The sequence below is a fragment of the Micromonospora sp. IBSANI012 genome, assembly GCF_052814045.1.
On the sequence record NZ_CP199933.1, the window covers coordinates 1,338,529 to 1,360,536 of the forward strand.

Here is a 22,008-nt window from a genome sequence, read left to right on the forward strand (position 1 = left end):
GCGGGCGTCATGGCGCGGTACGACAGCCTGCTCGACGCCTGCGGCGGCACCCCCCTGGTGGGGTTGCCCCGGCTCTCGCCGACGGTGCCCGAGGGGGCACCGCCGGTGCGGCTCTGGGCCAAGCTGGAGGACCGGAACCCGACCGGCAGCATCAAGGACCGGGCGGCCCTGTTCATGGTCCGCGCGGCCGAGGAGTCCGGCCGGCTCCGGCCGGGTGACACCATCCTCGAGCCGACCAGCGGCAACACCGGCATCTCGCTGGCCATGGTGGCCAAGCTCCGCGGCTACCGGCTGGTCTGCGTGATGCCGGAGAACGTCTCCACCGAGCGGGTCCAGCTGCTCCGGATGTACGGCGCGGAGATCATCTTCTCGCCGGCCGCCGGCGGCTCGAACCAGGCCGTCGCCACCGCCAAGCAGATCTCGGCGGAGCACCCCGACTGGGTGATGCTCTACCAGTACGGCAACGAGGCCAACGCCCGGGCGCACTACGAGACGACCGGGCCGGAGCTGCTGCACGACCTGCCCACCATCACCCACTTCGTGGCGGGCCTGGGCACCACCGGCACCCTGATGGGCACCGGCCGCTACCTGCGGGAGAAGGTCGACGGCATCCAGGTCGTCGCGGCGGAGCCGCGCTACGGCGAGCTGGTCTACGGCCTGCGCAACATCGACGAGGGGTACGTCCCGGAGCTCTACGACGCCACCGTACTGTCCCGGCGTTTCTCCGTGGGCACCCGGGATGCGGTGCTGCGGACCCGGCAGCTGGTGGAGGTCGAGGGGATCTTCGCGGGCTTCTCCACCGGCGCGATCCTGCACGCCGCCCTCGCGGTGGCCCACGAGGCGGTGCGGGACGGTCGCCGCGCCGACGTCGCCTTCGTGGTCTGTGACGGCGGCTGGAAGTACCTCTCCACCGGCGCCTACGGCGGCACGCTCGCCGACGCCGAGGACGCCCTGGAGGGGCAGCTCTGGGCGTGAGGCCCGACCCCGGGCCGGCCGGTCCACGCCGGCCGGCCCGCGGGTGTCACGTTGATGACAACTTCCAGTAGATGATTCTTGCCCCGCCGTCGCTGCGCGTAGGCTGCGCAGCGTGGCGTACGCGTCGGTAGAGATCATCGGCGAGGCTCGCACCGGCGTGTCGACTACGGTGAGTAGCGACAGGGCGACGGGATGAGGCTGACCGTTCTCGGCTGCGCGGGCAGCTTTCCCGGCCCCGAGTCCCCCTGCTCCGCCTACCTCGTCGAGGCGGACGGCTTCCGGCTCCTGATCGATTTCGGCTCCGGGTCGCTCTCCACCCTCCAGCGCTACGCGGGGCTGCACGCCCCGGACGCCATCCTCCTGACCCACCTGCACTGCGACCACATCCTCGACGCCGCCTCGTACGTGGTGGTCCGCCGGTACGCCCCCGACGGGCCGTACCCGCCCCTGCCGGTGTACGCCCCGTCCGGCGCGCCGGACCGGCTGGCCGCGGTCTACGACCAGGGCGACAGCACGGTCGAGGACGTCTACCAGTTCTACGGCCTGCAGCCCGGCACCTTCCCGATCGGCCCGTTCACGGTCACCGTCGACCGGATGAACCACCCGGTCGAGACGTACGGGGTGCGCCTGGAGCACGGCGGGCGGGTGCTCTGCTACTCCTCGGACACCGCGCCCTGCGACGCGCTGCTCCGGCTGGCCCAGGACGCCGACGTCTTCCTCTGCGAGGCGAGCTACCTCGACGGCATGGAGAACCCGCCGGATCTGCACCTGACCGGCCGGGAGGCCGGCGAGGCAGCGACCAAGGCGGGAGTCGGGCGGCTGCTGCTGACCCATCTCGTGATGGCCTGGGGCAGCGAGTCGCACACCATCGAGTCCGCCGCCGGCGCGTACGCCGGGCCGCTGGAAGTGGTCCGGGCCGGCGCCGCGTACGACATCTGAGCGGGACCACCCGGCGCGGGGCTTCAGGGGGTTCTGACCAGGAACGTCCAGCCGAGGGCGATCCACCGACCCGGATTCGTGCCGGACTGTTCGCCGCCGTGTCAGCGGCTCGTTGGCTCGCGCACCGCTGCGGCCGGCACGGTGGCCGTATGCGGATCGCCATCGTGACCGAGTCGTTCCCGCCCGACGTCAACGGTGTGGCGCACTCGGTCGTCCGAACGGCGGAACATCTCGTGCTCCGCGGGCATCAGCCGCTGGTCATCGCCCCCGCCCCGCCGGGCGGCCGGCGCGGCGCCGACGACCGGCACGACTACGAGGTGGTGCGCATCCCGAGCGTGCCGCTGCCGCGCTACCAGGGATTCCGGCTCGGTGTGCCGAGCACCCGGCTGAGCGAGGCGCTGCTCGCGCACGCGCCCGACGTGGTGCACCTGGCCAGCCCGTTCGTGCTCGGCGCGCGGGCCGCGACGCTGGCCCGGCGGCACGAGCTGCCGACCGTCGCGGTCTACCAGACCGACGTGGCGTCGTACGCCCGGGCGTACCGGGTCGGTTGGGGTGAGGCGGCAGCCTGGCGCCGGCTACGGGAGATCCACAACTTGGCCCACCGCACCCTGGCCCCCTCCACCAGGGCCGCCGCCGACTTGCTCGCCCACGGCGTAGGGCGGATCTGGCTCTGGCGCCGCGGGGTCGACGCCCTGCGGTTCACGCCGGACAAGCGCTGCGACGCGTTGCGCCGCGACCTGGCGCGGCATGGTGAGGTGGTGGTCGGCTACGTGGGCCGCCTCGCGCCGGAGAAGCGGGTGGACCTGTTGGAGGCGACCTCCCGGCTGCCCGGGGTGCGGGTCGTGGTGGTCGGTGACGGACCGGCCCGGCAGCACCTGGAGCGGGCCCTGCCCCGGGTGCGGTTTCTCGGCGTGCGGCACGGCGATGACCTGGCCCGTATCTACGCCAGCCTCGACGTGTTCGTCCATACCGGACCGCACGAGACGTTCGGTCAGACCGTGCAGGAGGCGTCGGCCAGTGGGGTGCCGGTGGTCGCGCCGGCCAGTGGCGGCCCAGTCGATCTGGTGGAGCCCGGCGTCACCGGGCTGCTGGTCCCGCCCGGCGACGCCGCCGCCCTCGCCGACGCGGTGGCCGGGCTGGTCGCCGACGCGAGCCGGCGGACGGCGTACGGGGCCGCCGGGCGGGCCGCGGTCAGCCGGCGCAGCTGGGGACGGGTGGGAGACGAACTGGTCGGGCACTACCGTGCGGTCCTGGACGGCGCACCGGCCGCCCGGCTGCCCGCCGCGTGATGGCCGCGCGGGGGCTGCGGATCGTCCGGCTGGCGAACTTCGTCTCCGGTCGCTCCGGCGGGTTGCGTACCGCGCTGCGCCACCTCGGCGAGGGCTACCGGGACGCCGGTCACGAGCCGGTGCTGGTGATCCCCGGCGACCGGGCGGGCGTGACCGGGCACCCCTGGGGGCTGGAGATCACCCTGCCCGGGCCGACACTGCCCGGCAGCGGCGGCTACCGGGTGCTGACCGACCGGGTGGCGGTGCGGCGGCTGCTCACCCGGCTGGCGCCGGATCGCCTGGAGGTCTCCGACCGCAGCACCCTGCGCTGGACCGGTGGCTGGGCGCGGGCCTACGGGGTGCCGGCGCTGATGGTGTCCCACGAGTGCCTGACCGGACTGCTGGGCCAGTGGGGGATCGGCGGATCCGCCGCCGGGCGCGTCGCGGACCGGCTCAACCGGCGGACCGTCGAGACGTACGACCGGGTCGTCTGCACCACCCGGTGGGCCGCGGAGGAGTTCGTCCGGGTCGGGGCGCCCGCCGTCGACCTGGTGCCGCTCGGCGTGGACCTCGCCACGTTCCGCCCGGACCGGTCCGATCTCGCCCTGCGCGAGCGGTACGCCGACGACACCGAGGTGCTGCTGGTGCACTGCGCGCGGCTGTCCACCGAGAAGCGGCCGGGCCTGGCGATCGACGCCCTCGTGGCGCTGCGCCGGGCCGGTGTGCCCGCGGTGCTGGTGATGGCGGGCGACGGACCGCTGCGCGGCGCGCTGGCCCGGCGAGCGGCCCGGCTGCCGGTGCATTTCACCGGGTTTCTGCCCGACCGGTCGGCCGTCGCCGCGCTGCTTGCCACCGCCGACGTGGTGCTGGCGCCCGGCCCGGTGGAGACCTTCGGCCTGGCCGGCCTGGAGGCACTGGCCGCCGGCACGCCGGTGGTGGTCAACGCTGCCAGCGCGCTGCCGGAGGTGATCGGTGGGGCCGGCGTCGCCGCGTACGGCACGCCTGCCGCGCTGGCCGACGCGGTGTGCCGGCTGCTCGACCGGCCGGTCGCCGCGCGGCGGGCCGCCGCCCGCGCCCGAGCCGAGGAGTTCGGCTGGCCCGCCGCGGTCGCCGGCTTCCTGCGGGCGCATAGCGAGTCGCACACCGTCGAGTCCGCCGCCGGCGCGTACGCCGGGCCGCTGGAAGTGGTCCGGGCCGGCGCCGCGTACGACATCTGAGCCAGCGGGACGGCCGCCCGCCGGCCCGCGGCCGGGGCGGCGGGCACGGCCCCCGCGCACCTATGATCACCGCCGTGACGGACCCCTCCTTCGGCGTGGACGGGCCCGGCCGGCCTCCGGCCCCCGGTCCGGTGTGGCCCCCGGCCACCCCCGGCCACCCCGCCTCGCACCCGCAGCCCGGTCCGCAGCCGCCGTGGTCGCCCCCGGTCCACCCGGCCGCCGCCGCGCCACAGGCACCCGTGCCGCCGTCGGCCGGATGGCCGGCTGCGGTGCCCGGCGCCGTCCCGCCCGGGTCCGTGCCGCGCGCGCACGCGCCCGGCGCCGTCCCGCCCGGGCCGATGCCGCCGCCGAACGCGCCGCAGCGCAGGTCCAGAGTGTGGTGGATCGTGCTACCCCTCGTGCTTCTGCTCGCCCTCTGCTGCTGCGGCGGGGCGGGCTGGTTCGCCTACGACGAGTGGGGCGAGGACTGGTACGACATGCGGCAGCGCCGGGAACTCCAGGAGCGCCTCGGCGCGCCGGAGGGGTTCCGGCTGGCCGGGGTCCACGAGCAGGGGGGCAGCATCGACACCCTGACCGCGTCCTACCACGTCAGCTGCGACCAGGGGCAGAACTGCCAGAGCGACGCGACGGCGCGCCTGCACCGGTGGCTGCTCACCGCGGGGGTGCGGGACCTCACGATCGACGTGGTCCGGCAGTGCCTGCGCGACCGCGGCCGCCCCGACGGGCCGGGCTGCCGGTGGGACGGCGAGCGCGACGGCTGGCTGGTGACGGCCGCCACGACGGGCTGGGCGCGGGACACCACGGGCGGAGCCGGCCTGACGCTGGAGCTGGCCATCGCGGGACGCGCCTGACCAGGCGGGACGTGGGTGGCCCGCCACGGTCGGGTCGTCGGGGCGGCCCGGTGGGGTGGCTCTCGGCGTCGGCGCGGCAGTTCCGTCCGCTGTGGACCGGGGCCTCGAAGGCGGCGTCGTCGGCCTAGGATCTCGCCGGTGAGCCACTCTCCCTCCGATGCGACCGGCTGGCAGCCCCACCCGTCGGCCCCTCCGGCGGGTCCGCCCGGCCCGCCCGGCCAGCCGTACCAGCCCGGCCCGTCCGGCCCGTCCGAGCCGGCTGGGCCGTGGCCGGGCCACCCGGGCCAGCCGCAGCACCCGCCGTCGACGGCCGCCGGACCGTACCCGCCGGCGCCCCCGGCGGGCGGCCACCCGCACCCGCCGGCAGGCACGCCGTACCCGCCGGCACCGCAGCCGGGGGGCGCGCCGTACCCGCCGGTCGCCACGCCGTACCCGCCGTCGCCGGGCGCCGCTCCGGTTCCCGGGCCCGGGTTCGCCGCCGGACCGTACCCGCCGGCCGGTCAGCCGGTCGGGTACCCGGCGCCGGCCTCACTCCCGCCGACCGGAACCGGCCCGGCGCCGGCGCGCGGGTCCACCGGGCTGCGGGTGTTCTTCGTCGTGCTGGCCGGGTTGCTCACCGTCGGGCTCTGCGTCGGCGGCGGCCTCGCCGGGTACGTCGGTTGGTTCGTGCCCCGGCAGGAGATGGCCCAGCGGAAGACGATGCTCACGGACTGGGGGCGCCCCGCCGGCTTCACCTCCGACCGCCTCGTCGAGGGTGACGACGCGTCGCAGCAGGTGTACCGGTTCACCTGCCCCGAGGGCCGGTGCCCGGTGGACCTCGCCGAACGGGTGCACGACTGGCTCACCGCGGCCGGCGCGCGGGACGCGAAGATCGAGGACGTGACGCGCTGCGTGGAGCACGGCTTCCAGTACGGCGGCCCCACCTGCACCTGGGCGTGGCGGGTGGACGGCTGCCGGGCGTCCGCCACCACCACCGGGTTGGACCGGGTACCGCGTGGCTGGGACCGGCCGCTCGTCCTCAACGTCCGCGTCGAGGAGTGCGACTAAGCGGAGGTGGAGCCGTCCTGCCACGGACGACCGGTCCGCCGTCCTGCGGGACGCGGGTCCCAGGTCCGGGGGTGGCCCGCTGGGCCCGTGGGCCCGTGTCCGGTCCGGCGGAGCGGGTCCGGTACCCGATCGGCGGACCGCCGACGCGTCGTGGACCGCTCTGCTGGACACCCCGGGGCGGTTCGATCAACCGACCGCATAAGGTGCAGGGATGGCGCGACCTGACGGGCGGCTGCCCGACCAACTCCGACCGGTGACCCTGACCCGCGGCTGGAGCACCCATCCGGAGGGCTCCGTGCTCGTCGAGTTCGGTGGCACGCGGGTGCTCTGCACCGCCAGCGTCACCGAGGGGGTGCCCCGCTGGCGCAAGGGCTCCGGGCTCGGCTGGGTGACCGCCGAGTACGCGATGCTGCCGCGGGCCACCAACACCCGCTCGGACCGGGAGAGCCTCAAGGGCCGGGTCGGTGGCCGTACCCACGAGATCTCCCGGCTGATCGGGCGGAGCCTGCGGGCGTCCATCGACCTCAAGGCGCTGGGCGAGAACTCGATCGTGCTCGACTGCGACGTGCTCCAGGCCGACGGCGGCACCCGGACGGCGGCGATCACCGGCGCGTACGTGGCGCTGCACGACGCGGTGACCTGGCTGGCCGGGCGCAAGGCGCTGGCCGGCAAGCCGGAGAAGGTGATGCACCGGTCGGTGGCGGCGGTCAGCGTCGGCATCATCGCCGGCGAGCCCCGGCTGGACCTCGACTACTCCGAGGACGTCGCCGCCGAGGTCGACATGAACGTGGTGTGCACCGGCGAGGGTGACTTCGTCGAGGTGCAGGGGACCGGCGAGGCCGGCATCTTCTCCCGTGCGCAGCTCGACTCGCTGCTCGACCTGGGGCTGTTGGGCTGCGTGGAACTGGCCGACGCTCAGCGGAAGGCACTCGCATCATGAACAAGGTCCTGCTCGCCACCCGCAACCGCAAGAAGCTGATCGAGCTGCAGCGGATCCTCGACGGCGCGCTCGGCGCGCACCGGATCGCCCTGATCGGGCTGGACGACGTCGAGGAGTACCCGGAGCTGCCGGAAACCGGCCTGACCTTCGGCGAGAACGCGCTGATCAAGGCCCGGGAGGGTTGCCGGCGCACGGGCCTGCCCACCATCGCCGACGACTCGGGGCTCGCGGTCGACGCCCTCAACGGCATGCCGGGCGTGTTCAGCGCCCGCTGGGCCGGCCGGCACGGCGACGACCGGACCAACCTCCAGCTGGTGCTGGACCAGATCGCCGACCTCCCCGACGAGCACCGCGCCGCCTCGTTCGTCTGCACCGTCGCGCTGGTGCTGCCCGGCGGCAAGGAGCACCTGGTCGACGGCCGCCAGGCCGGCCGGCTGCTGCGCGCGCCGCGCGGTGACGGCGGTTTCGGGTACGACCCGATCTTCCTGGGTGACGGTCAGGACCGCACCAACGCCGAGCTGACGCCGGAGGAGAAGGACGCGATCAGCCACCGCGGCAAGGCCCTGCGCGAACTCGCCAAGCTCGCCGCCAAGGTCCTCCCGCCCACCACCTGACCCCCTCATCCCGCGCACTTACACGGAAAGAGTGGCTATCCGACGCGGAATAGCCACTCTTTCTGTGTAATTGCGGCAAGAGGGTCAGGCGAGCGGGCCGACCTCGCGTTCGATGGCGGCCCGCAGGTCCGGGCCGGCCAGGACGGCGCGGGCGGCCTCCATCACCGGGGCGAGGAAGACGTCCGGGCCGGGCTCGCCGGCGACCGGGGTCAGCGCCTCGACGGCGGCCCGGCCGGCGGGCGACGGGGTGAGCGGTGCGCGCAGCTGGAGCCCGCGTACGGCGGCCAGCAGCTCCACCGCGAGCAGGCTGGTCAGGTTGTCCAGCACCGTGCGCAGCTTCTTGGCCGCCGCCCAGCCCATCGAGACGTGGTCCTCCTGCATCCCGCTGGTGGGCAGCGAGTCCACCGAGGCGGGGGCGGCGAGCCGGCGGTTCTCCGCCACGATCCCGGCGGCCGTGTACTGGGCGATCATCAGGCCGGAGTTGACCCCGGCATCGGGGGAGAGGAACGCCGGCAGCTCCCGGTTGCGGGCCACGTCGAGCAGCCGGTCGACCCGGCGCTCGGCGATCGCGCCCACCTCGGCGGCGGCGATGGCCAGGTAGTCGGCGGCGAAACCGAGCGGCGCGCCGTGGAAGTTGCCGGTGGACTCCACCCGGCCGTCGGGCAGCACCACCGGGTTGTCCACCACCGAGAGCAGCTCCCGCGCGGCCACCGTCGTGGCGAAGTCCAGGGTGTCCCGCGCGGCGCCGGCCACCTGCGGGGCGCAGCGCATCGAGTACGCGTCCTGCACCGCGTGCGCCAGGTCGTCGCGGTGCGAGTCCATCACCCGCGAGTCCTGGAGCAGCCGGTGGATGTTCGCCGCCGACGCCGCCTGGCCGGGGTGCGGCCGGATGGCGTGCAGCTCGGGCAGGAACGGCCGCTCCGAGCCGAGCATCGCCTCGATGGCCAGGGCGGCGGTCACGTCGGCCATGGTGAACAGGTGCCGGGCGTCGTGGATCGCCAGCAGCAGCATGCCCAGCATGCCGTCGGTGCCGTTGATCAGCGCCAGCCCCTCCTTGGCGGCCAGCGCGATCGGCTTCAGCCCGACCCGGCTCAGCGCGTCGGCGGCGTCCATCCGCTCGCCGGCCGGGCCGAGCACCCAGCCCTCACCGAGCAGCACCAGCGCGCAGTGCGCCAGCGGCGCCAGGTCGCCGGAGGCGCCGAGCGAGCCGTGCTCCGGCACCCACGGGGTGATCTCGTGGTTGAGCAGGTCGACCAGGGCCTCGGCGACCAGCGGGCGGACCCCGGAGTGGCCCAGCGCCAGCGAGCGGACCCGCAGCAGCATCATCGCCCGGACCACCTCGCGGGGCATGGGCGCGCCGACCCCGGCGGCGTGCGAGCGGATCAGCGCGTGCTGCAGCTCGGCCCGCCGCTCGGGTGCGACGAAGGTGTTCGCCAGCGCGCCGAAGCCGGTGGAGACGCCGTAGACGGGTCGGCCGGCGGCCTCGATGCCGTCCACGATGGACCGGCTGGTGCTCATCGCCTCCACGGCGGCCGGGTCGAGGACGACCTTGGCGGTGCCGCGGGCCACCGCGAGCACGTCGGCGGGGGTGATCCCGGTGGGCAGGATGGTCACGGTCATTGCGGGACTCCGTTGTGCAGAACCTGGCGGATCAGTGGTACACCCGGCCGGTAGGCCAGGTGCAGGTGGGACGGGGCGTCGAGGATCACGAGGTCGGCCCGGGCGCCCGGGGTGAGCACCCCGACGTCGTCGCGGCGCAGCGCCCGCGCGCCCCCGGCGGTCGCGGCCCAGACGGCCTCCGCCGGGGTCATCCGCATCTCGCGTACGGCGAGCGCGATACAGAACGGCATCGACGAGGTGTACGACGAGCCGGGGTTGCAGTCGGTGGCGAGCGCCACGGTCACGCCCGCGTCGAGCAGCCGACGGGCGTCCGGGTACGGCGAGCGGGTGGAGAACTCCGCCCCGGGCAGCAGGGTGGCGACGGTCGGCGAGCCGGCCAGCGCGTCGACGTCGGCGTCGCTCAGGTGGGTGCAGTGGTCGACGCTGGCCGCGCCCAGCTCCACCCCGAGGCGTACCCCCGGCCCGGGGCCGAGCTGGTTGGCGTGCACCCGCACGCCCAACCCGGCCGCCTGCCCGCAGGTGAGGATCGCCCGGGTGTGGTCGGCGTCGAAGGCGCCCCGCTCGCAGAAGACGTCCACCCAGCGCGCGTACGGGGCGGCGGCGGCGAGCATCGGCCCGCAGACCAGCCCGACGTAGTCGTCGGGGCGGTCGGCGTACTCGGCGGGGACGACGTGCGCGCCGAGGAAGGTCGTCTCCGCGCTGACCTCGGCGGCGATCCGCAGCGAGCGGGCCTCGTCGGCGACGGTGAGGCCATACCCGCTCTTGATCTCCATGGTGGTGCTGCCCTGCCGCATGGCCTCCGCGCGCAGCCGGCGCACGGTGGCCCGCAGCTCCTCGTCCGAGGCGGCCCGGGTCGCGCCGACCGTGGTGCGGATGCCGCCGCCGGTGTACGGCTGCCCGGCCATCCGGGCCGCGAACTCGGCGGCCCGGTCCCCGGCGAACACCAGGTGGGCGTGGCTGTCCACGAAGCCCGGCAGCACCGCGGCGCCGCCGGCGTCGATCCGCCGGTCGGCGGCCGGGGCGTCCCGGGACGGGCCGATCCAGGCCACCCGGCCCTCCTCGACCAGCAGCGCCACCCGGCGGCGGATGCCGAGCGGGCCGCCCTCGCCCGCGCCGGCGATGTTGGTGACCAGTTCGCCGATGTCGTCGACCAGCAGGCTGCTCACGGCGTCCCTCCGCTCTGTGACCCGGTGGCCCGGCGTGCACCGCGCACCGGCCGGCCCGCGGGGCTACGCACCGGACACCGCCGCGGTCGCGGCGCGCAGCTCCGCCGGCACGTCCACGGTCAGGTGCACGCCGTCGCGCACCACCTGCCGCCCGTCGACCACCACCGAGCTGACGTCGGCGGCGGTCGCCGCGAAGAACGCCCCCACCGGCGGCACCCCGGCCGTGCGGGCGGTGTCGAGCCGTACCGTGACCAGGTCGGCGCGGTCACCGACGGCGAGCCGGCCGGCGTCGGCCCAGCCCAGCGCGGCGTGCCCGCCGGTGGTCGCGGCGGCCAGCAGGTCGACGGCGCTGAAGTGCCCCCGCCGGCGGGTGCGCAGCCGCTCGTCCAGCTCGACCGCGCGGGCCTCCTCGAACAGGTCGATCACGGCGTGGCTGTCACTGCCCAGGCTGAGCGGGCTGCCGGCCTCGACCATCCGCCGAGCCGGCCCGATCCCGTCGGCCAGGTCCCGCTCGGTGGTGGGGCAGAGGCAGACCCCGGTGCGGCTCTCCCCGAGCAGCGCAACGTCCGCGCCGGTCGGGTGGGTGGCGTGCACGGCGGTGACGGCCGGCCCGAGCACCCCGTGGTCGGCGAGCAGCCGGGTGGGGGTGCGGCCGTGTACGGCCCGGCAGGCGTCGTTCTCGGCGGGCTGCTCCGACAGGTGCACGTGCAGCGGCGCGCCGCGCCGGTCCGCCCAGCCGGCGACGGTGGCGAGCTGTTCCGCCGGCACCGCGCGGACCGAGTGGATGGCCGCGCCGACCCGGGCGTGCCCGGCCTCGGGAGCGAACGCGCTGACCCGGTCCGCCCAGCGCAGCGCGTCGCCGTCGCCGAACCGCTGCTGCGGCCCGGCCAGCGGGGCGCCGTCGACCGTGGCGGTCAGGTAGCAGGTGTCCAGCAGGGTGATCCGGATGCCGGCCTGCGCGGCGGCCTCGACCAGCGCCGCCGACATCTCGTTCGGGTCGTCGTACGGGGTGCCGTTCGGGCCGTGGTGCAGGTAGTGGAACTCGCCGACGCAGGTCACCCCGGCCAGCGCCATCTCCGCGTACGCGGCCCGGGCCAGGGCCAGGTACGAGTCCGGGTCGAGCCGCTGCGCGACCGCGTACATCCCGTCCCGCCAGGTCCAGAAGTTGCCCCGCCCGGCGTGGGTGCGCCCGCGCAGCGCCCGGTGAAAGGCGTGCGAGTGGGCATTGGCCAGGCCGGGCAGCGTCAGCCCGGGCAGCCGGACGGCGTCACCGAGCACCTCCACCCCGGCGGCGGGCCGGCCGGCGGTCAGCGGGGCGACCGCGGTGATCCGCCCGTCGACCGCCTCGATCAGCACGTCCGGGGTGGGCTCGGCGTGATCGGGCAGCCAGGCGTACTCGGCCAGCCAGCGGGTCATCGGCATGCCAGCTCCCGGAGCACCCGGGCCAGGGCGGTGACCCCGGCGGCGCAGTCGGCGTCGGCGGCCGACTCGGCGGGGGAGTGCGACACCCCGGTCGGGTTGCGCACGAAGAGCATCGCGGTGGGCAGGTGCGCGGCGAGCACCCCCGCGTCGTGGCCCGCCCCGGTGGGCAGCACCGGCGCGTCGAGCAGCTCGGCCAGCCGGTCGGCCAGCCCGCCGTCGAAGGCGACCAGCGGGGTGGCCGACTCCTCCGTGCAGGTCAGCTCCGTGCCGTCCCGCTTCGCCCGCTCGGCCGCCTTGGCGTGCACCGCCCCGACCAGCCCACGCAGCGTCTCCGGTTCGGCCGCCCGGGCGTCCAGCCAGCCGGTCACCCGCGACGGGATCGCGTTGGTGGCGTTCGGCTCCACCGACACCCGGCCCACGGTGGCGTGCGCGTCGCGCAGCCGGGCCTCCTTGTTCGCCGCCAGCACCGTGAACGCGTACGTCAGCATCGGGTCGCGGCGGTCGGCCATCCGGGTCGTACCCGCGTGGTTGCCCTCGCCGTGGAAGTCGAAGCGCCAGCGGCCGTGCGGCCAGATCGCGCTGGCGACCGCGACGGGCGCGTCGGCCTCGACCAGCGCGCGGCCCTGCTCGACATGCAGCTCCACGAAGGCGGCGAAGCGGCCGAGCAGCGCCGGGTCGGCGCCCCCGGGCCGGTCACCGAGCGCCTCGGCGAAGCTCACCCCGGCCGCGTCGCGCAGGCCGGCCGCGCGCTCCACCGCGATCTCCCCGGTGAGCAGCCGCGACCCCAGGCACGGTACGCCGAACCGCGCCCCCTCCTCCTCCACGAACGCCGCCACCGCGATCGGTCGGCCCGGCACCACGCCCGCGCCGCGCAACTCGTCGACGGCGAGGAACGCGCTGACGATGCCGAGCGGCCCGTCGTACGCCCCGCCGTGCGGCACCGAGTCGAAGTGGCTGCCGGTCAGCAGCGCGCCGCCGGCCTGCGGGTCACCCCACCACGCGAAGAGGTTGCCGTTGCCGTCGGCGGTGACCGGCATGCCCCGGTGCTCGGCCTGCTCGCGGAACCACTCCCGCAGCCGCAGCTCCGGCTCGGTCAGCGCGTAGCGCAGGTAGCCGCCGCTGCCGGCGTCCCGCCCGACCGGCGCGATCTCGTCCCACAGCGCCCGGAACCGGGCGGTCAGGTCGGTCACGCCGGTCCCTCGGCCATCGGCACCCGCACGCCGGTACGCTCGGCGACCTCGCGGGCGGCCTCGTACCCGGCGTCCACGTGCCGGATCACGCCCATCGCCGGGTCGTTGGTGAGCACCCGCTCGATCTTCTGCCCGGCCAGCGCCGTGCCGTCGGCGACGCAGACCTGCCCGGCGTGGATGGACCGCCCGATGCCCACCCCACCGCCGTGGTGGATGGAGACCCAGGACGCCCCGCTGGCGGTGTTGACCAGCGCGTTGAGCAGCGGCCAGTCGGCGATCGCGTCGGAGCCGTCGGCCATCGCCTCGGTCTCCCGGTAGGGGCTGGCCACGCTGCCGCAGTCCAGGTGGTCCCGGCCGATCACCACCGGCGCGGACAGCTCACCGGAGGCGACCATCTCGTTGAACCGCACCCCGGCCTTGTCCCGCTCGCCGTAGCCGAGCCAGCAGATCCGCGCCGGCAGGCCCTGGAAGGCGACCCGCTCGCCGGCCATCCGCATCCACCGGGCCAGCGACTCGTTCTCCGGGAACAGCTCCAGGATGGCCCGGTCGGTGGCGGCGATGTCCTTCGGGTCGCCGGAGAGCGCCGCCCAGCGGAACGGGCCCTTGCCCTCGCAGAACAGCGGCCGGATGTACGCCGGCACGAAGCCGGGGAAGTCGAACGCCCGCTCGTAGCCGGCGAGCTGGGCCTCACCGCGGATCGAGTTGCCGTAGTCGAAGACCTCCGCGCCCGCGTCGAGGAAGCCCACCATCGCCTCGACGTGCTTCGCCATCGAGGCGCGGGCCCGGTCGGTGAACTCGGCCGGCTTCGCCGCCGCGTAGTCGCGGGCGTCGGCCAGCTCCACCCCCTCCGGCACGTACGACAGCGGGTCGTGCGCGCTGGTCTGGTCGGTGACGATGTCGATCTCCACGCCCCGCCGCAGCAGCTCCGGGAAGACCGTCGCGGCGTTGCCGACCACGCCGACGCTCAGCGCCCGGCGCTCCCGCTTCGCGGCCAGCACCCGCTCCACGGCGTCGTCGAGGGAGTCGGCGACCTCGTCCAGGTAGCGGTCGTGCACCCGGCGGTCCAGCCGGGTCCGGTCCACGTCCACGATCAGGCAGGCGCCGCCGTTCATGGTGACCGCGAGGGGCTGCGCCCCGCCCATCCCGCCGCAGCCGGCGGTCAGCGTCAGCGTCCCGGCCAGCGTGCCGGCGAAGCGCTTCGCGGCGACGGCGGCGAACGTCTCGTAGGTGCCCTGGAGGATGCCCTGGGTGCCGATGTAGATCCACGAGCCGGCGGTCATCTGCCCGTACATGGTCAGGCCGAGCTGCTCCAGACGGCGGAACTCCGGCCAGGTGGCCCAGTCGCCGACCAGGTTCGAGTTCGCCAGCAGCACCCGGGGCGCCCACTCGTGCGTGCGCATGACCCCCACCGGGCGGCCGGACTGCACCAGCATCGTCTCGTCGTCGCGCAGCTCGGTGAGCGTACGCACCAGCGCGTGGTACGACCGCCAGTCCCGGGCGGCCTTTCCGGTGCCGCCGTAGACGACCAGGTCGTCCGGGCGCTCGGCCACCTCCGGGTCGAGGTTGTTCATCAGCATCCGCAGGGCGGCCTCCTGCGGCCACCCCTGGGCGGTGCGTGCGGTGCCGCGAGCGGCGCGGACGGGCTGGTGCATCTCGGAACTCCTCTCAGCCGAGGAACAACTGGCGACGGGCGGCGGACGACTCGAACGCCTCCAGGCGGGCCTGCGTGTCCGCCGGGGAGGCGTCGCAGATCGCCTGGAGGACCACCATGGCCAGGGTCATCGGGGCGGTGTGCAGGTCGAAGACGAGGTCGGTGCCGACCGTGGCGGGCAGCACCAGTTCGGCGTACTCGGTCGCCGGGCTGACCGGCGAGTCGGTGATCGCGACCACGGTCAGCCCGGCGTCGCGGGCCTCCCGCAGCGCCTCGAAGGTCTCCCGGGGGTAGCGGGGCAGGACGAAGGCGAGCAGGGCGCTCGCCCCGGACGCTGCCGCCTGCTCCATCCGGTCCGTGAGCAGGCTGCCGCCGTCGTCGAGCACCCGGACGTCCGGGTGCACCTTCGCGGCGAAGTAGGCGAAGTACGCGGCCAGCGGCGCCGCCGCGCGCAGCCCGAGCACCGGCAGCGGGCGGCTGGCCGCCAGCAGGTGCCCGGCGGCCGCGATCCGGTCCCGGTCGGCGAGCTCGCCGGCGAGCCGCTCCAGGTTCGCGATCTCGGCGCGGACCGCCCGCTGGAGCTCGTTGCCGTCGCCGGCGCCGCCACCGGCGGTGCCGGAGGTCAGCTCGCGCAGCCGCCGGCGCAGCGCCGGGTAGCCGTCGTGGCCGAGCGCGACGGCGAACCGGGTCACCGACGGCTGGCTCACGCCGGCCAGCTCGGCCACCTCGGCCGCCGACAGGTACGACGCGGCGGCGGCGTGCTGCACCAGGCAGTGCGCGATGCGGCGCTGGGTGGGCGTGAGCCGGACGCCGTGGAACAGGTCGAGCACCCGGTCGGGGGGCGCGGCGACGGCTCCGTCATTCATGGCGTGACTGTATGCATGAAAACTTTCAGACGCAACCGTCGTCCGTTCGGTCACACCCGTCCGACCGTCGGTGGTCCACACGGGAGGAGCCCCTGGTGGGGCGGGTTCGGCCGGGACTGCCGGCGGCCGCCGCGCTCGCGACGTTTCTGTACTATCCGCACGGCGGGTGAGCAGAGGAGTGAGGCATGCAGCCGGACGGTCCGTACAGGTTCACCGAGGTGATGGGCGTCTGCCAGGTCGGCAGAGCCTGGTGGGCCGTCGACGGGCAGGACCGGCTGGTGACCGTCGCGGTGCTCGAACCCGTGGTGGCCGAGGATCCGGCCTGGCGTCGGGCCTTCTCCGGCATGGCCGACGCGCTGGCCGCCCCGGGCGGTGGCGGCGGGCCGTACCTGGCCGCCGACTTCACCGCGGCCGCGCCCTGGGTGGCGTACGCGGCCGACGGCGGGCCCGGTGCCGACCGGCTCTTCCTCGCCCTGGGCCACGAGATCCACAGCGAGGAGGCGGGCGAGGACAGCACCGTGGCGATGCTCCAGGTGCCCCCGACGCAGCAGTCGCAGCCGGCCCCGTGGGCGGTGCAGGGCGACCCGACGCAGGTCTCCGCCCCGCCGCAGCCCGTGTCGACGCCGCCGGTGTCGACGCCGCCGCACCAGGTCGCCCCGCCGCACCAGGGCACCCCGCCGCCGGTCTCCGCCCCGCCGCAGCCGGTCGCCACGCCTCCCGTGTCGGCCCCGCCGCAGCCGTTCTCGACGCCTCCGTACCCGGTCTCCACGCCTCCGCACCAGGTGTCCGGGCCGCCGGTGTCGCCGGCCTACCCGCACCCGACCAGCGTGCCGCCGTACGACCCGCTCGCCTCCACCGCGCGCCGGATCCAGCCCTCCGAGCCGCGTCGACGCCGTACCGGGCTCTGGCTCGGCATCGTGGCGCTGGTGCTGGTGGTCCTCGCCGCCGCCGGTGGCGTGGCGGTCTGGGCCGGATCGGACGACGGCGAGGGCTCCCCGCCGCCGTACACGCTCGAGGAACGGGCCGTGGCGGTGGCCTCGCCGTCCCTGGTCTACGTGGAGGTCGTGTTCACCGGATACCTCCGGGACAAGCGGACCGGAGCGCCCCTGCGGGCGGCGCCGATCACCTTCAACCGCCGGTGCAGCGGGTTCGTGGTGAGTCCGGCCGGCCACGTGCTCACCAACGGCTTCTGCGTGCGCCCCACGGGCGACACCCCGCGGCAGAACGCGCTCTACGCGCTGGGCCGGGTGCTGATCCAGGAGAAGAAGCTCGAACCTGGCAAGCTCGACGACTACGTGGCGCAGCAGCTCAAGACCACCGTTCTCACCGGCGTCGACGCCGCAAAGGAACCGGAGGTCCGGCTGTTCGGGCAGGTCAACGTGGCCAAGGGCAATGTCACCGACGCTCCGGCGATTCCGGGCGAGATCGTCAGGACGTGGGAGCCCCAGGCGGGCAACGTGGCCCTGGTCAAGCTCGCCCAGGGCGATCTCCCCGTCGCCGAGCTGAACCCGGCTGCCGACCTCAAGGAGGGAACGACACTGCTCTCCATCGGGTACGGCACCACGGACAAGGACCCGCTCACCGCCACCTTCACCGTCCAGTCGAAGCGGGTGACCGTGACCGGCTCCGGCACGTCGGGAACGATGCCGGTGTCCCGGGTCAACGACGACGTGGGCCTCTACTCCCGCGGCGGGCTCGTCGTCGACACCAACGGCCGGGTCGTCGGCATCCTCGACAACGACGAGGAACTGCCCACCAAGGCGAACCGCATCGTCGTACCGGCGTCCACTCTCGACGCGATGCTGACCGAGGCCGGTGTCACCGACGAGCTTGGCGACACCGACAAGCTGTATCGAAGTGGGCTCGACGACTACTTCGCCGGCCGGTACTCCGACGCCATCACCCGGCTCGAAGCCGTCACGGCCAAGTCGCCCGCCAACCTGGTGGCGCAGACGTACCGGCAGAACGCGGTCGACCGCCAGAAGATCGGGGCAGGCGACTGACGCCTGCCCCGGCGTGGCCGGTCGTCCGTCGCCGCTACCGGCTGTTGCGGACGAGCGGGAGCAACCGGGCCTGGTAGCCGTTGAGGTACCGGTCCGGGTCGGCCTGGAGCACGGAGCCGAGGAGCGTGCCGAGGACGTCGCGGAAGTCCACCGTGGCCTTGAGGTCGCCGTTGTCCAGATCGACCAGGCTCGGTTGCTCGCCGTGCAGTCCGCCCGCGACCCCGGGGCCCAGCACGAAGAGCGGGCCGGCCGTGCCGTGGTCGGTGCCGTCCGACGCGTTGGCCCGGACCCTGCGGCCGAACTCGCTGTACACGGCCACGGTCACCCGCCGGCCGGCCCTCGTCTTCGCCAGCCGGTTCAGGAACGCGGACAACGCCTCGTCGAGCTGCTTGAGCAACCACTCCTGCCCGACCCGCTCGTTGGCGTGCGTGTCGAATCCGCCCAGGCTCACCGAGTAGACCCGGGTGGGTACACCCGCCTCGACACACCGGGTGACCAGAGCGAGCTGTGCCGCGAGGGAACTGCCACCGCCGGTCGCGGTCGAGGGCAGGGGCGGCAGGTCGCCCGTCCCCGACGGGATGGTGGCCTTCTGCGCCTGGTGCACGAGCTTGTTCACCTGGAGGAAGTCCTGGTACGCCTCGGCCGCGCGCGCCTGCAGGTCCGACTCGCCGGCCTGGGGTTGCCCGAGGGCGGCCAGCAGTTCGGCGTCGATCCCGCCCGGTAGTTCGAGCCCGCCGACCGCTACGCACGCGCCCACGCGCGTCCCACCGACGAGAAGCGGCGGGAGTACGGGCTCGAAGCTGACCGCCGCCTCGGCGGGTGCGTTGGTGCCGTCGAGCCAGCGGCCCACCCAGCCGGTGGCGACGGGCACCTCCGGTGATGCCGTCTGCCAGATGTCCATGGACCGGAAGTGGCTCCGATCGGGCCGGGGATAGCCGACCCCGAGCACCACGGCCAGCTGCTTGTCGTCCCAGAGTCGTTTCAGCCCGGTCAGCACCGGATTCAGCCCGAGCGCGTCGTCGAGATGCAGTACCTGCTCAGGGGCGTACGCCAGCTCGGGGCGGGCGGAGTGGTACGCCGGATCCGCGTACGGAATGACGGTGTTCAGGCCGTCGTTGCCGCCGTACAGGGTGAGGAGGACCAGCTTGTCGATGCCGTCGTCCGGGTCCGGTCCGTGGTCGCGGGTCGCCGTGGCGAGCAGTTCGGCCAGTCCCATCCCGCCGGCCGCCAGCGCGGCGGCGCCGCCGGCGGCCGCCGAGGCGAGGAGGAACCTGCGTCGGGTCAACGAATCCATGTCAGATCACCAGGTACTCCGGGCTCACCAGACCGAGGGTCAGGAGCTGTCGGGGGTTCTTCGCCTGTTTCAGGGCCAGGTAGGTCCGGTTGGTCCACGTGTCGATCGCGAGGATGTTCGCCAACTGTTCGGCGGTCATCCGGTCGATGCCGGCCAGCCCGGCGAGCAGGTCGGCCAGACCGAGGCGCACCTGCGCCGCCGCCGAGTTCAGCCACGCGGTTCCGCTCGGCCAGCCGCCCACACTCTGTGGGGCGAAGGGAACCTGACCCAGGCCGGTCAGTCCCGCCACGACCCGGTGCAGCGTCTCGTCGGGGAACCGGGCGGGCCTGATCTCCAACTGCCGCATCGCGCCGACGAGCCATTCCACCGGCTGCTTCACGAGCCGGTAGCGACCCGACCGAAACTCCTCGTCCTCGAAGAGGACCCGCAGCATGCGCATGCCGACCGGGAATGCCGCCCGCATCCGCTGCTCGGTGGAGCTGACGATCGGCTCGGAGGAGGAGCCGTACCGGAACCACAGGCGGGAGGCGATGAAACGGGCGCAGGCCGGCTGCTCCGCGAGGAAGTCGACCAGCGTGTGGGCGTCGAAGTTGGCCCTGGCGCCGAGGATCGTCTTGGGCCCGGCGTCGTGGCTGTCCGGGAAGAAGATGGCCGTCTCCGGCACACCGAGGTCGGTCCGCCACCCGGTCAGCGCGCGCCCTGCCTCCTTCACGTCCTGCTCGGTGTAGTTCCCGATACCCAACAGGAACAGTTCCATCAGCTCGCGGGCGAGGTTCTCGTTCGGCGCGTCCTTCGTGTTGAGCTGCCCGTCGAGCCAGTACACCAGTGCGGGATCGGACACCAGCTTGCGTGCCATCACCCCGATGGTCGGCGAGCTGCGGATCTTCCGCTGCTGCGCCAGCATGAACTGGGGGCTGCCGACCTTGCGGATCGAGGTGGCCCAGTGTCCGTGCCAGAAGAACGTCAGCTTCTCGTTGGCCTGGTGGTCCGCGACCGTCAGCCGGTCCAGCCACCACCGCACGATCGCATCGGTGTGCTCCCGTCGGGTCGCTTCCGCCGCGGCCCGCTGCTCGGTGGTCGGATTCGGGAGATCGTCGAAGGGATCGCGGCCGAGGTTCGGCATCGGTGAAGCGGCGGCACCCCGGTCCGGCCCGGCGGGCGCCGTCAGCCTCGACACGGTTGCCGCGTAACCTGCTTTCCGCGCTGCCGTCAGCTCGGACGCCGTCGGACCGAAGCCCGCCCGCCGCAACAGCATTGCGACGTCATCGCTCATCGTTGTCAACCTACGTCGAGGTCGCGGGATCCTGGAACCCGGTCTCCGCCGTCCACTGTCCTCGCTGGACCAGGCACGAGCCAGTCTAACGGATCTTGTTGCGGAGAGTGACCCCCGGGACCGGGCGGAGGACGCGGGCCGGGACCGCCCCCGGCGACCCCGGTCCCCGCGCGTCCTACCTGGACCGGACCGCGATCAGGCCGAGCAGGTTCGCGCGCATCTTCCGCAGCACGCCCACCGCGGTCGCGAGCTGGTCGACGTGCGTGGAGCCGACCCGAGCCACCACCACGGTCGCGTCCGTGGCGGTCACCAGGACCTTCGCTTCGGCGTCCGACAACAGCGGCGGAGCACTCACGATGACGAGGACCTCGTCCAGCCGACACGACTCCAGCACGGCGGCCAGCCGGTCCGGCTGGAACAGCATCTCCGCCGGCCCCGGTTCGACCTGACCGGTGGGAAGGACGAAGAGCGGAAGATCCGGGTGCCAGTGGACCGCCACGTCGTTGACCGACGCCTCGCCCCGGAGAACGTTCGCCAGCCCGACGTCGTTGGCGGTGACGAACAGCTCATGGACCTCGGGGTTCCGGAGATTCCCGTCCACCAGCACCACCGTCTCGCCGGCCCGGGCGAACGCGATCGCCAGGTTCCCGGCGGTGGTGGCCCCTCCGTCACCGGCGGCAGCACTGATGACCGTGAGGCTGGTCAGGCGGTCTCCGACCGCCTGGAGCCGGAGGTTCGTCCGCAGCTGCCGGAAGACCTCGGCACGGTCGGAACCTTCGTCGTGGGCCATCAGGCCGGCCGCCGCCGGCTCGGCCTCGACCACCCCCACCAGGGGCAGCTCCGCCACCTCGGCTGCGTGGCTCTCGTCCCGGACAGCACGCTCCCGCGCGTACGCCGTCAGCGCCGTTGCCGTCCCCACCAGCAGACCACCGGCGAGACCGAGGCCGAGGTTGGTCAGCGGCCGGGGTGAGTCCGGGGACGGCGGCGTGATCGCCGGGCGGACGACGGACACCTTGACCGGAGGGGTGTCGATCCCGGTCGGCTTCTCCAGCCTGCCGATGAAGTCGGGAAACTCGTCCGCGATCGCGTTGGCGATGTCCCGGGCGCGTTCCGGATCCTCGTCGCCGACCTCGACGGTCAGGACCGCCGTGCTGGCCTTGCCCGTCACGCTGACCTGCGACATCAGCTCCTCGGGCGAGTAGGGCAGACCCAACCGGCCGATCACCGCCGCGGCGACCTCAGGGCTGTTGGCGATCTCGGCGTACGACCGGACACGTTGCAGGATGTAGTTGCCGCCCGTGTCGAGTTGACGGATGTCCCTCGTCGGGAAGTTCGGCGAAAAGAACAGCTGCGCGTCGGCCTTGTAGACCGGGGTCTGCACCAGGGATGCCAGTCCGCCGCCCAGCCCGCCGAGCAGGGTGAGCACGAGGACCGCCCACCGGTACCTGCGTACCGCGTGCAGGTGGTGTCGGGGCGTCAGTCGGCTCCACTGTCCGAGCGCCGAACGTGATCTGCCGACGATCCCACGGATGCCGGATGGCGAGATGTCCGCCGGCGGGGTGGACGCGCCGGCTGGCCGCAATCCGTCCGAAAGCCTCACTCTTGATCCTCACTCGTGTCGGCCAGCCGCCCACCGGCGGCCGAATTCGACTCGTACGAAAACGCGGCCGTG

At 74.3% G+C, this 22,008-nt stretch carries 18 protein-coding genes; 9 read left to right on the plus strand and 9 right to left on the minus strand.

Annotated elements, in window-relative coordinates; all coding sequences use genetic code 11:
- Positions 1 to 9: 9 nt before the first annotated feature.
- The 8 genes from ACTWM8_RS06335 to rdgB all read left to right on the plus strand — a co-directional run bounded on the left by ACTWM8_RS06335 (position 10) and on the right by rdgB (position 7,851).
- Positions 10 to 975, plus strand: coding sequence for a PLP-dependent cysteine synthase family protein (locus ACTWM8_RS06335; protein ID WP_154943204.1), 966 nt, complete (start codon positions 10 to 12; stop codon positions 973 to 975).
- Between the two features lie 192 nt (positions 976 to 1,167).
- Entirely contained in the window at positions 1,168 to 1,914 is a 747-nt protein-coding gene (locus tag ACTWM8_RS06340; protein ID WP_446212991.1) for an MBL fold metallo-hydrolase, read from the plus strand.
- A 149-nt stretch (positions 1,915 to 2,063) separates the two neighbouring features.
- Positions 2,064 to 3,203 carry a glycosyltransferase family 4 protein gene (locus tag ACTWM8_RS06345; RefSeq protein WP_446212992.1) on the plus strand — a complete coding sequence of 380 codons (1,140 nt, stop codon included), beginning with the start codon at positions 2,064 to 2,066 and terminating at the stop codon, positions 3,201 to 3,203.
- Complete coding sequence (locus ACTWM8_RS06350) at positions 3,203 to 4,399, plus strand: glycosyltransferase (RefSeq protein WP_446214482.1); 1,197 nt, start codon at positions 3,203 to 3,205, stop codon at positions 4,397 to 4,399. The genes ACTWM8_RS06345 and ACTWM8_RS06350 overlap by 1 nt, the downstream gene beginning before the upstream one ends.
- Positions 4,400 to 4,797: 398 nt before the next feature.
- Positions 4,798 to 5,250, plus strand: a complete 453-nt coding sequence (locus ACTWM8_RS06355; protein WP_446212993.1) for a hypothetical protein — start codon at positions 4,798 to 4,800, stop codon at positions 5,248 to 5,250.
- 585 nt (positions 5,251 to 5,835) lie between these two features.
- Positions 5,836 to 6,297 carry a hypothetical protein gene (locus tag ACTWM8_RS06360; RefSeq protein WP_446212994.1) on the plus strand — a complete coding sequence of 154 codons (462 nt, stop codon included), beginning with the start codon at positions 5,836 to 5,838 and terminating at the stop codon, positions 6,295 to 6,297.
- A gap of 211 nt (positions 6,298 to 6,508) precedes the next feature.
- Complete coding sequence (gene rph, locus ACTWM8_RS06365) at positions 6,509 to 7,237, plus strand: ribonuclease PH (RefSeq protein ID WP_446212995.1); 729 nt, start codon at positions 6,509 to 6,511, stop codon at positions 7,235 to 7,237.
- Positions 7,234 to 7,851, plus strand: a complete 618-nt coding sequence (rdgB, locus tag ACTWM8_RS06370; RefSeq protein ID WP_446212996.1) for an RdgB/HAM1 family non-canonical purine NTP pyrophosphatase — start codon at positions 7,234 to 7,236, stop codon at positions 7,849 to 7,851. Before rph ends, rdgB begins: the two co-directional genes overlap by 4 nt.
- Positions 7,852 to 7,935: 84 nt before the next feature.
- Here rdgB and hutH read toward each other — a convergent pair whose 3' ends face one another.
- From hutH to ACTWM8_RS06400, 6 genes are all read right to left on the minus strand, one after another.
- Entirely contained in the window at positions 7,936 to 9,471 is a 1,536-nt protein-coding gene (hutH, locus tag ACTWM8_RS06375) for a histidine ammonia-lyase (RefSeq protein ID WP_446212997.1), read from the minus strand.
- Complete coding sequence (gene hutI, locus ACTWM8_RS06380; RefSeq protein WP_446212998.1) at positions 9,468 to 10,637, minus strand: imidazolonepropionase; 1,170 nt, start codon at positions 10,635 to 10,637, stop codon at positions 9,468 to 9,470. The genes hutH and hutI overlap by 4 nt, the downstream gene beginning before the upstream one ends.
- A gap of 63 nt (positions 10,638 to 10,700) precedes the next feature.
- Complete coding sequence (locus ACTWM8_RS06385) at positions 10,701 to 12,053, minus strand: formimidoylglutamate deiminase (protein WP_446214483.1); 1,353 nt, start codon at positions 12,051 to 12,053, stop codon at positions 10,701 to 10,703.
- Positions 12,050 to 13,249, minus strand: a complete 1,200-nt coding sequence (locus tag ACTWM8_RS06390) for an allantoate amidohydrolase (protein WP_446212999.1) — start codon at positions 13,247 to 13,249, stop codon at positions 12,050 to 12,052. Before ACTWM8_RS06390 ends, ACTWM8_RS06385 begins: the two co-directional genes overlap by 4 nt.
- The gene (gene hutU, locus ACTWM8_RS06395) at positions 13,246 to 14,901 is read right to left on the minus strand and encodes a urocanate hydratase (protein ID WP_446213000.1); all 1,656 of its coding nucleotides are present in this window, start codon (positions 14,899 to 14,901) and stop codon (positions 13,246 to 13,248) included. Before hutU ends, ACTWM8_RS06390 begins: the two co-directional genes overlap by 4 nt.
- Before the next feature lie 13 nt (positions 14,902 to 14,914).
- The gene (locus ACTWM8_RS06400; RefSeq protein WP_446213001.1) at positions 14,915 to 15,766 is read right to left on the minus strand and encodes a MurR/RpiR family transcriptional regulator; all 852 of its coding nucleotides are present in this window, start codon (positions 15,764 to 15,766) and stop codon (positions 14,915 to 14,917) included.
- A gap of 185 nt (positions 15,767 to 15,951) precedes the next feature.
- On the opposite strand from ACTWM8_RS06400, the gene ACTWM8_RS06405 reads away from it, so the two are divergent.
- Complete coding sequence (locus ACTWM8_RS06405; RefSeq protein WP_446213002.1) at positions 15,952 to 17,769, plus strand: trypsin-like peptidase domain-containing protein; 1,818 nt, start codon at positions 15,952 to 15,954, stop codon at positions 17,767 to 17,769.
- Between the two features lie 34 nt (positions 17,770 to 17,803).
- Here ACTWM8_RS06405 and ACTWM8_RS06410 read toward each other — a convergent pair whose 3' ends face one another.
- The 3 genes from ACTWM8_RS06410 to ACTWM8_RS06420 all read right to left on the minus strand — a co-directional run bounded on the left by ACTWM8_RS06410 (position 17,804) and on the right by ACTWM8_RS06420 (position 21,936).
- Positions 17,804 to 19,063 (minus strand): DUF1501 domain-containing protein, encoded by a 1,260-nt coding sequence (locus tag ACTWM8_RS06410; RefSeq protein WP_446213003.1) that lies wholly within the window; start codon positions 19,061 to 19,063, stop codon positions 17,804 to 17,806.
- Between the two features lies 1 nt (position 19,064).
- Positions 19,065 to 20,336, minus strand: coding sequence for a DUF1800 domain-containing protein (locus tag ACTWM8_RS06415; RefSeq protein ID WP_446213004.1), 1,272 nt, complete (start codon positions 20,334 to 20,336; stop codon positions 19,065 to 19,067).
- Positions 20,337 to 20,511: 175 nt separating this feature from the next.
- Positions 20,512 to 21,936 (minus strand): Wzz/FepE/Etk N-terminal domain-containing protein, encoded by a 1,425-nt coding sequence (locus ACTWM8_RS06420; protein WP_446213005.1) that lies wholly within the window; start codon positions 21,934 to 21,936, stop codon positions 20,512 to 20,514.
- Positions 21,937 to 22,008 lie beyond the last annotated feature (72 nt).